This window comes from Winogradskyella arenosi, assembly GCF_003337305.1.
Taxonomy (GTDB): domain Bacteria; phylum Bacteroidota; class Bacteroidia; order Flavobacteriales; family Flavobacteriaceae; genus Winogradskyella; species Winogradskyella arenosi.
The window spans coordinates 1-11,021 of the sequence record NZ_QPJO01000010.1 but is presented as its reverse complement, the minus strand read 5'-3'; the positions used below and the strand labels follow the sequence as shown (position 1 = coordinate 11,021).

Annotated in this window: 7 protein-coding genes and 2 pseudogenes; 2 read left to right on the top strand and 7 right to left on the bottom strand. The window is 33.9% G+C overall.

The features are described from left to right. A pseudogene (locus DFQ08_RS16360) lies at positions 1 to 151 on the top strand (IS110 family transposase); the annotation flags it as partial. Positions 152 to 382: 231 nt separating this feature from the next. Here the strand turns inward: DFQ08_RS16360 and DFQ08_RS15780 are convergent. The 7 genes from DFQ08_RS15780 to DFQ08_RS15745 form a co-directional block, all read right to left on the bottom strand. Next, a complete protein-coding gene (locus tag DFQ08_RS15780) occupies positions 383 to 2,332 on the bottom strand; it encodes a heavy metal translocating P-type ATPase (protein WP_114311012.1) in 1,950 nt (649 codons plus the stop codon). Beyond that, positions 2,329 to 2,691 (bottom strand): DUF3703 domain-containing protein, encoded by a 363-nt coding sequence (locus DFQ08_RS15775; RefSeq protein WP_114311013.1) that lies wholly within the window; start codon positions 2,689 to 2,691, stop codon positions 2,329 to 2,331. Before DFQ08_RS15775 ends, DFQ08_RS15780 begins: the two co-directional genes overlap by 4 nt. 56 nt (positions 2,692 to 2,747) lie before the next feature. Next, complete coding sequence (locus DFQ08_RS15770) at positions 2,748 to 3,161, bottom strand: Fur family transcriptional regulator (RefSeq protein WP_114311011.1); 414 nt, start codon at positions 3,159 to 3,161, stop codon at positions 2,748 to 2,750. 3 nt (positions 3,162 to 3,164) lie between these two features. Then, positions 3,165 to 4,370 carry an efflux RND transporter periplasmic adaptor subunit gene (locus DFQ08_RS15765; protein WP_114311010.1) on the bottom strand — a complete coding sequence of 402 codons (1,206 nt, stop codon included), beginning with the start codon at positions 4,368 to 4,370 and terminating at the stop codon, positions 3,165 to 3,167. Between the two features lie 65 nt (positions 4,371 to 4,435). Beyond that, on the bottom strand, positions 4,436 to 8,770 hold the full coding sequence (locus DFQ08_RS15760) for a CusA/CzcA family heavy metal efflux RND transporter (protein WP_114311009.1): 4,335 nt from the start codon (positions 8,768 to 8,770) through the stop codon (positions 4,436 to 4,438). A 123-nt stretch (positions 8,771 to 8,893) separates the two neighbouring features. Continuing rightward, positions 8,894 to 9,265, bottom strand: coding sequence for a hypothetical protein (locus tag DFQ08_RS15755; RefSeq protein WP_114311008.1), 372 nt, complete (start codon positions 9,263 to 9,265; stop codon positions 8,894 to 8,896). A 362-nt stretch (positions 9,266 to 9,627) separates the two neighbouring features. Then, the gene (locus DFQ08_RS15745) at positions 9,628 to 10,509 is read right to left on the bottom strand and encodes a T9SS type A sorting domain-containing protein (protein ID WP_114311006.1); all 882 of its coding nucleotides are present in this window, start codon (positions 10,507 to 10,509) and stop codon (positions 9,628 to 9,630) included. 369 nt (positions 10,510 to 10,878) lie between these two features. On the opposite strand from DFQ08_RS15745, the pseudogene DFQ08_RS16435 reads away from it, so the two are divergent. Beyond that, positions 10,879 to 11,021 (top strand): annotated as a pseudogene (locus DFQ08_RS16435) (IS110 family transposase); the annotation flags it as partial.

The following is an 11,021-nucleotide window of genomic DNA, read 5'->3' as shown; positions in this document are numbered from 1 at the left end:
AGATATTTATGAACGAATTGTAGCAAAAGGGAAGAGTAAAAAACTGGCTTTAATAGCTGTGTGTAATAAGCTTCTAAAACAGGCTTTTGCTATCGTAAAATCTGGTTTAATATATGACGATTCATATAGAAGTATTTTAGTGAAAAGTTAATGCATTTTTACTTGCTTTTTACCACAGTACTTTGTTGTGCATAGTGCTTTTCACGTTCAGCTTGGTTTTCCAATGTTTGTTATTTTGTTCAAAAGTGAGCATTGGCAAGACATACTCTTTTACAGTTTGGGTGAAGCGTGGATGATGCGACTGTGAATGTGTATGGATTTTAGCGTTGGCTATTCAATAATCGATTTTTAATGTTAGCACCTAATTTTTCCGCAACATTGCTCAATCCCATTTCATTTTTTGTAATCGTACAGCGTTTAAGATTGCTAATAAAGCCACACCAACATCGGCAAAAACTGCTTCCCACATTGTCGCCAATCCACCTGCTCCTAAAATCAATACAATTACTTTTACTCCAAAAGCCAAACCGATATTTTGCCACACAATTTTTCGAGTGGAACGACCTATTTGTATTGCTTTTACAACTTTCGAAGGTTGGTCGGTTTGAATTATCACATCTGCGGTTTCTATTGCAACATCACTTCCTAAACCACCCATTGCAATTCCGACATCACTTGCCGCCAAAACTGGCGCATCGTTAATTCCATCGCCAATGAAAGCAATTTTGTTTTCGAGATTCTTCTTTAAAAGCTCAACCTCATTTAGCTTATCTTCTGGCAATAATCCGCCTTTGGCTTTTTCAATGTTTAATTCGGAAGCAACTTTTTGAGTTATGGAATCTTTGTCTCCCGAAAGCATCATAATATTTTTTATGCCTATTTTTTGTAAATTAATAATTGTGTCTTTTGCATCGTCTTTCAATTCATCCGCAATAACCACATAACCTGCAAATTTTCCATCGATAGCGACTAAAACGATAGATTCTACAATAGATTCCGTTTCAGATGGTATATCAATATTATTAGAAGTCATTAAGGCTTTATTTCCAACTAAAACGGTTTTGTCATTTACAATACCTTTCAAACCTTTTCCAGCGATTTCTGAAACTTCTGTAGCCTCAAAATCTACTCCGTCTGCTTTATATTCTAAAATTGCTTTGGCGATTGGATGCGTAGATTGTTCTTCCATCTCCATCAAATATTTCATAAATTCGGTTTCTTCCCAACCAATTGCTTTAATTTCTTTAATCTTGAAAACACCTTTGGTTACAGTTCCTGTTTTATCCATAACCAACGTATTTATTTTGGTCATTGCATCGAGAAACGAAGCGCCTTTAAATAAAATTCCGTTTTTTGAAGCTGCTCCCAATCCGCCAAAGTAGCCTAACGGAATTGAAATTACCAATGCACAAGGACACGAAATCACGAGAAAAATCAAGGCACGATACAACCAATCTCTAAATACATAATCATCCACAAAAAAGTATGGAAGAAACGTAACACCTATGGCTAATAACACAACGATTGGCGTGTAAATTCTAGCAAATTGTCTAATGAATAATTCTGTTTTAGATTTACGTGCTGTAGCATTTTGTACCAAGTCTAATATTCTGGCAATAGAACTATCTTCAAACTTATTGGTTACCTCAACTTCAATAACGCTTTCTAAATTAATACTACCTGCATAAACCTTGGCTTCCTTCTGAATAGAATCTGGTTTGCTTTCGCCTGTTAATGCTGCGGTATTTAAAGATGCTTTTTCGGATAATAAAATACCATCCAATGGAATTTTTTCACCTACACGAACTTGAATTTTCTCTCCAATATTTACAGCTTCTGGCGATACACTTATATAGTCACCATCACGAAATACATTGGCTTCTTTTGGCCTAACATCTAATAAAGCTTTTATATTACCTTTTGCACGTTTTACAGCAGCACCTTGAAATAATTCCCCAACTGCATAAAACAACATTACTGCAACACCCTCTGGATATTCGCCAATAATAAACGCACCAATAGTAGCAATGGACATTAAAAAGAACTCTGTAAACACATCACCTTTTTTAATACTTGCCCAACCTTCTTTTACAACAGGAAGCCCAACTGGTAAATAAGCAATACCATACCATATAATGCGAATCCAATCCTTGAAAAAGGTAACATCAAAATAGTCTAAACCTATACCCATCATAAGCATCGTAAAACTTATAATTGCTGGCACATAAGTTTTAAATGTACTTCCATTACCGTGATTATGACCATCATCGTGAGAATGTTGTTCTTCTGGATTTGGTTTTAAATCTCTTAAATTGACTTTCTTTTTCTTCATTTTGAATTGAATAAATTTTTAATATCATTAGGTATAGGCATAGATTTTAATGGTAGTACGTTTGCACCGCCTGTGTTACCAAGTGGCACGTGGTCAATAAATGATTTCCAACCACCAACAAGTAACCTAATAATTTGACCGAGTACTTCTTTAGTATCTTTTTGCATAAATCCAAACTTTAGCATTAGCCAATGTGAATAGGTATGTTCTATTGGGTAAGATTGCCCTATGATATGACTGCGTTCTAAATGATACCAAGCATTACTATACTGCTTATTTTCTAAACAGAAACTATATCGTTTTAATTCTTCGTTATAAGCCTGTTTAAGAGGTTTAGGTATTTTAGTATTAAACTTCATATCCATTAATTTTGAATAAAAGTAGTACAATCGTTAGTGCAATGGAAGTGCATTTGTTATCCACTACACTTATCACATATACCTTTTACAACCAAGTTTACATTTTCTGAAACAAAGCCATCAGGCACTTTAACTTTTGGTATTTTATGGTCTGTTAAGCAAATGGTTTCATTACAATTGTTACAATGGAAATGTAAGTGTAAATCTTTATTTATATCACAACTACAACCTTGTTCACATAAAGCATATTTGGTAATACCTGTACCATCATCTATTTGATGCACAATATATTTTTCCTCGAATGTTTTAATAGTTCTGTATAAGGTAGTTCTATCTGCTTTTTCAAAAGCATTTTCTATATCACTTAATGTTACTGCTACTTGTTTATTTACAAGAAACTTATAAATCAATAAACGCATTGCCGTAACGCGAATATTTTTTAACTCTAATAATTGTTCTATGGTTTGCATAATCTAATGTTCGTGTTCTGCTTCTCCTTTTTTCATTTCGGCTATTAAATAATACGCATTGTTATAAGCGAATTTTGTGATTTTATCTTGTTCTTCAGTAAATTGAACAGCTACCCAATTGCCATCTTTTGCTCCTAAAAGCACTTCAATAGGTTTAAAACTCCAATCGTCATTTTCTTTTTCTGCCGAAAACACGAAAAATCTATCACCTTCTTTTACTATCGCACTTTCAGGAAGTGCTTTTGTTTTGGTGTTCTCTACTTGAATTTTACCTTGGATATACATTCCAGGAATTAAGTTACCTTTCTTGTTTTCAATTTCAGCGTGTACGTGTACTGCTTTAGGGTCATCTTCAAATGTTTTGCTTACGGAATAGATTTCTGCTGTTAATTCTTCATCTTGCATTGTTTGTATATTAAAGCTTACTTTTTGACCTTTCTTAACTTTATACACATCTTTTTCAAAGACCATTAAATCAGCGTGAACGTGATGTGTATTTACTATTTCAAAAAGTTCGGTTTGAGGTTCAACATACTGTCCTGTTTTTACTTCTACCTTTTGCACATAGCCTTCAATAGGACTGCGTAATGATATACTTTGAGCAATTGTTCCATTTCGTACTGATGACGTGTTTATATTTAATAGTTTCAATTGGGCTTCCAATCCATTTACCATTGCTTTAGAGGCATCATATTCGGCTTCGGCCTTTTGAAAATTTGCACCAGAGCCAACTCCTGCATCATATAATTTTTGTTGACGCTCAAAGTTCTTCTTTAAAAAATTACTATTGCTAAAAGCATTCAAATAATCGGTTTGCATTTGAATAATATTTGGATGTGAAAGATATGCCACAACTTGACCTTTATTCACTTTGTCTCCTTCAATCACTTTTATGGATAACACATTTGCACCAACTACAGAAGTTATTGCAGCTTCACTTTGTGGTGGTACTTCCAATGTGCCATTTGCTTCTACATAACCACTCATATTACGCAATGCAATGGTGTCTATCTTCATTTTTAAGGTCTCAAACTGTTGTTGTGAAAGCATCACTTCTTCGCCTTCGCTATGGCCATCGTTTTCTTCAGTTTTTTGTTCTTCGTTATGGGAATGACCATCACCTTCCTTATGGCTTTCTTTATTTCCGCAAGCAGTTGCTACAATTGATACTATAAAAAGTATAAGGAATTTATTTGTTATATTTTTCATTGTCTAAAATTTTGTATGTGTATTGACCATTATTTGCCAAATGCCCATTATGGGCTTTCATTGTCTTATTGATTAAAATATTGTAATTGGAATGTACTTTCTAAATAGTTCACTAATGCTGTTTGTGCTTCCAGTTCTGATTGAATAGCTTCTTTTATAAGTTGTGTAAACGCTGTGTAATCAATCTCTCCTTCTTTATAAGCAAACAAAGCACCAGTTTTTTGTTCTTTAATAAGTGGTAATACTTGATTCTTATAGAACAGCCAAGATGTTTTCCATTTTTGGTAATTTTCTTTAGCTTGATTAAATTTAGATTGCACTTCCTTTTGCTTGAACTGCATATTTGATTCGGCAATTTGTCTATCAATTTTGGCTGTTCTAACTTGTGTTTTTGTGGTACCAGATAAAAACGGTATGGAAATACCAGCTTGATAGGTATAAAACCCTGAATTTCCATTTACTTTTTGTAAACCACCTTGAAGGTTGAACTTTGGTAAATTTTCAGCTTTGGCAGCTTTATAGTTTGCTTCTGCCTCTGCGAGTTGAAGTTGAGAAACAGTATATAAAGGGTGTGCTTCTATACTAAAGGATTCTACATTTATTTCGCTCTCTATATCAATTTCATCTGAAACCGTATAAAAATCATCTGAAATCAACCACAAGTTTAATTGTTGTAAAGCAATAATATATTCGCTTTTTGATTGCAAAAATTTATTCTGAATCTGTAAGGCTTGATTTTTGGCTGCTGCATATTCCAGTTTAGAAATGGCTTCTACTTCATAATTTAAAGCAACTGCTTTTTCAAAGTTGGTATAGATGGAATCTAACTCTTTGTATAAATTATAATTCCTTTTACTCTGTAAAGCATTTGCCCACGCTTTCTTTACTTCCAGTTCTAAATCTAATTCTGAAAGCTGAAACGCTTTTTGAGCTAATTGAATGCGTTGCTCCAGTAATTTCCGCTTTGGTGCAATACCAAATACATCAATATTTGATTGACCAACTCCAATAGTGGTGTAAATACCATTTCCGTTATTGATTTCTTCACCTCCCGTAAAAATTTGAGTCGTTCCAAAATCATAAGCTGTACTTTTTAACTGCTCTTGTTTGCTAATTTCAAATTGCTGTTGTTTTAGTATTGGATAATTACTTTTTGCGAATTCAACAGCTTCTTGTAATGAAATTTCGGGAATTGTATCATTCAACTCTTGTGCATTACTTTTTAGTGAAAAGCCAAATAGTAATAATACTAATGCTGTTGCTGTAACCAACTTTTTATTCGGTTTAAACCTAAATGATTTATTTTCTACCCAATGGTATAAAATAGGTAACACAAATAGTGTTAACAAAGTTGAAGTTAATAATCCACCAATAACTACAGTTGCCAAAGGACGTTGTACTTCAGCACCAGCCGATGCTGAAATTGCCATAGGTAAAAAGCCTAATACATCTGTAAAGGCAGTTAGCATAATAGGTCTGATTCTTCGTTTAGTACCTTCTATAATTCTATCTTTTAGATTGGTAACTCCTTCTTCTTTTAACTCATTCAGACCACTAATCATTACTAATCCGTTTAATACCGCAACACCAAACAACACAATAAAACCAACACCTGCCGAGATACTAAATGGCATATCTCGTAACCACAACGCTACAACACCACCAATGGTTGCCATTGGGATTGCTATATAAATCATCAAGGTTTGTGGTAAGGATTTTAATGCAAAATAAATCAGTACAAAAATGAGTAACAAGGCAATAGGAACAACAGTTTGTAAACGGTTACTGGCACGTTCTAAATTTTCAAAAGCACCGCCATAACGAATGAAATAACCTGATGGTAGTTCTAATTGTGCATCTAATTTAGTTTTAATTTCTTCTACCAATGATTTTACATCACGACCTCTAACATTGACACCTACATAAGTTCTTCTGTTCGTATTGTCTCTACTGATTTGCATTGGACCAGCTTTGTAACTTATATCAGCTACTTCGCGAAGCGGAATTTGCGCACCAGAAGGCAAGTTGATATACAAATTTTGCACATCTGTTATGTCTTTACGATTACGAGAACTTAATCTAACTACTAAATCAAACCGCTTTTCACCTTCAAAAATAACTCCTGCCGTACCTCCTGCAAATGCGGATTGTACAATTTGGTTTAAGGTATTAATTTGAAGTCCGTATTGTGCCAATTTATTTCTATTATATGAAATGGTCATTTGCGGTAGGCCTGTTGTAGCTTCCGCTTTCATATCGCCAATACCTTCTGTACCAGCAATAATTTTAGATATTTCTTCTGCTTTTTGAGATAGCACCTCTATATCTTCACCATAAAGTTTAATAGCAATGTCTTCTCGAACACCTTCGAGCAATTCATTAAAACGCATTTCGATAGGTTGTGTAAATTCATAATTCACACCAGGAACCATTTCTACCGCTTCTTTCATCTTCTCTATCAATTCATCTTTAGAAGTAGCTGTTGTCCATTCGCTTTTTGGTTTCAAGATTACAAAAACATCGGCTAAATCCATTGGCATTGGGTCTGTTGGAATTTCTGCAACACCAATTCGACTAACTATTTTATCGACTTCTGGAAACTTTGCTTTTACAATTTGTTCAATTTTTGTTGTCGTTTCAATCGTTTCTGTAAGTGAGCTTCCGGGTTTTAAAATGGCGTGAAATGCAATGTCGCCTTCATCTAATTGTGGAATAAATTCGCCACCCATTCTCGTGAACATAAAGACTGTAATTCCGAATAGCACGACTGCAATACCAATAATCCATTTTCCTTTTTGCAATGCTTTTACCAATAAAGGTTGATACTTATCCTCAACCCAATGCACAAATCTATCTCCATAAGATTTTTTATCGTTTTTTGGTGCTCGTAACACCAATGCAGACATCATTGGTACGTAGGTTAAACATAGTACCATTGCACCAATCATCGCAAAAATAAAGGTCAATGCCATTGGCTTAAACATTTTTCCTTCAATACCTTCTAATGCTAATATTGGTAGAAATACAATAAGAATAATCAGCTGGCCGAAAAAGGCAGCATTCATCATTTTTTTTGAGGCATTTGCTGCAACACCATCACGCTCTTTAGATGTTAACTTCTTTTTCTTTAGGACTTGTGATGCAATTAAAAAAACGGTACTTTCTACAATAATTACTGCGCCATCAACAATAATTCCGAAATCTATTGCTCCTAAACTCATTAGGTTAGCCCAAACATCAAACACATTCATTAGTATAAATGCGAATAATAGTGATAATGGAATTGTTGAAGCTACTATTAAACCACCACGCCAATTGCCTAATAAGAAAATAAGAACAAAAATGACTATCAATGCGCCTTCAATCAGATTTGTTGCAACCGTTGAAGTTGTTTCTGCTATTAATTTGCTTCGGTCTAACAAAGGTTCGATAATAATTCCTTCTGGCAATGATTTTTCGATTTGAGCCATTCGTACTTTAACATTCTCAATAACATCGTTTGAATTTGCACCTTTAAGCATCATCACCAAACCACCAACTACTTCACCTTCGCCATCTTGTGTTAAAGCACCATAACGAATAGCAGCACCAAATTGTACCGTAGCAATGTCGCCAACGGTAATTGGAATATTGTTAGTGTTTTTAACCGTAATCTTTTTAATATCCTCTAAACTACGCACCAAACCTTCTCCACGAATAAAATTGGCTTGATGGTTCTTTTCAATGTATGCTCCACCTGTGTTTTGATTATTAGCTTCAAGAGCTTCAAAAACATCGGTAATTGTTAAACCAATAGCTTTTAGTTCGTTTGGGTCGACAGCAACTTCGTACTGTTTAATTTTTCCACCTATGGCATTTACCTCAACTACACCTTCTACCATTGCCATTTGACGTTGTACAATCCAATCTTGCATTGTGCGCAAATCAGTAACTGAATATTTGTCTTTATACTCTGGTTTTACTTTAAGTGTGTATTGATAGATTTCTCCTAATCCAGAAGAGATAGGTCCCATAGCAGGTTCGCCAAAACCACTTGGAATTTGTTCTTTAACTTCGTTTAGCTTTTCAGCTACTAATTGACGTGGTAGATAGGTTCCCATAGCATCGTCAAAAACAATAGTAACCACAGATAAACCAAAACGAGAAATGGAACGGATTTCCTTTACATCAGGTAGGTTGCTCATTGCAACTTCTACTGGATAGGTTACAAATTGTTCAATGTCTTCTGTTCCCAAATTAGGTGCTTGCGTAATAACCTGTACTTGGTTGTTGGTAATATCTGGAACAGCATCGATGGGTACTTGGGTCATACTCCAAATACCTGCTCCAACAATGGTAAGCGTTAGCAAACCAATAATGAATTTGTTATTGATTGAAAAATCAATGATTTTATTAATCATAGAAAAGGTTTTAATTCAGTTAAACTTTTCGGTACAATTCTGATATAGAAAATAGAATTACACGAAATGAAAAGAACCATATAGGTTCAAAATTGGATATAGCTATCCTTTAAAAAAACTGAATTATGCTCGTGGCGGCTGGAAAAGTGATTCCAAATATCTGGAAGTGAAGTTTACTTTATGTAAATTATACTGTTTTTTCTCTTCAAAATTTAGTCGATTGGTTAAAGCCAAAGTATTGTTGGCAATAATTAATACCAATGGGTGACAACATTGATTATGGGAATGAATAGGTGTATTTTCCTCATCTGGGCTATGATGATGCTCTTCATTTTGAGTATCACTGCCAAAGTAATCTTCAACCACATATTCAAGGAAAGAGTCGCCATAGACTTTATGGTCTTGATAATGGGTAATAACACTTGAAACATCTTTAATTGGACCACAAAAGTCCATATCTATGCTTATCCCTTGAAAAAAGAATAAAATAGACATTGATATGGAAAAAAAGATTTTCATATAACTTATACAAATATATAAATTATTTAATGCAATGGTTGTGCAAAAGGTAAGTTGGTTTTTATGCGTGTTGGCGAGAAACAGCTCTTTTATTTTTTTGAGCGTTGGAATCGAGCGTTGGAAAAAAATGAATGTGCTGTTTGTGCGGTTGGCTTTTTTAGTTCAAATTTTGATGTTTTTCCTCATTTTCCGCATTGTGCACAACGTGTTTGTATGTGGTTTGTTGCGTGGTTAGGCAACTAAGTTAACAAACTTTTACGAACCCGAGAAAATTCCGCAGGAATTTTCGCAAGTAAGCACTTAAAAAGCAATTAATTATACACGGTGTTGGCATGTCGTTATTTTTTAATAATCCTTTTCAATAAAGTATTTCCAGTTTTGAAAGTTACTCTAACAAAATAAATTCCAGCTTTATAATCCTTCAAATTGATAGAACCATTGCTATCAAGCTTAATTTTTGAACTTTTTCCAGATATTTGAATTAATTCAACATGCTCAATTTCTAAATTGGTTTCATTAATATCAATTGTTACTTTATTATCCGTTGGGTTTGGATATATTGCTAAATTGGATAAATTATAGTCTTCAACATTTAATAGTAGCGATTCATTGCCAAAAGTGAACCAGAAAACAGATACTATTAAATTATCGTCTGTTAAAAAAGCGCTATTACTTGTAGGATAATCAGGGTAGAAGGTGTTATCACAGAATGTTACTTGATTGTCGTTTATAAATTGAACTCTAAAAAAACCACAATCAAACTCGCTAGGGCTTTGAACATCCCACCATCCTCCTGGGATTATGCCTGTAAAAACAGAACCATTTCTACAGTCATCATCGAATAATAAGTTATTCCATGTAACTGTCACTGGCCAATTTTCGGTTACTATGTCAATGCCTTGTATAGAAAAGTTTGTAGGACAGTTTTTCTGAAATATTTGTGTTTTGGTATGGTAAGTTGCGGTTATTGGGTCTGGATAAGTATTTCGAGCTATCATTTCATCGCTAATCCTAACATCTAAACCAGAATTATAAGGAATAGTGATTATATTGGTTTCACCAAAAGCACTATCTATGGCGTCAGTTGCATTGTCATCATAACCAAGAATTATACTGTCTTGATTTCCTGCGGAATCTTCAAAAAATAATTCAACACTAAATTCTTGCCCAAAAGAAAAAGAGAAGAAACTTAAAAAAAGAATTAATATATAATTTTTCATAGTGTTTGGTTTTAATGTGTGCCAACGGTTTTGTATATGATACGTTGCGTGTTTGAGCAACTAATTTAACAAACAAATACGAACACGAGAAAATTCCGAAGGAATTTTCCAAATAAGCACTTGCCAAAGCAATAAATTATATACGGCTTAAGTTAGCATTTTAATAAAAACACTAAATTAAGATCTATAAATTAGAAAGAACAAAAGAGAGGAATAAGGTTATTATATACGCAGAGACTACAGATCTGGTCAACATTGAAAATCCCCTCTCTTTTACTACACAGATTTCGTACAGTTCTATGAGGCTTTTAGACCTCGATTTTAAGTCGTTGAAACTTGCGTAGTCGTCCTTTCAAAAATCATTTTCTTATGAATAAAGATATTAAATATTTTGGAATAGACATTAGCCATTTGGTATTTGATGTCACCGATTCTGAAGGTAATTATTACCAGTTTAAAAACACGATTTCAGGCTTTAAAAACTTCGCTAAACTTCTATCAGCAAATAGTCA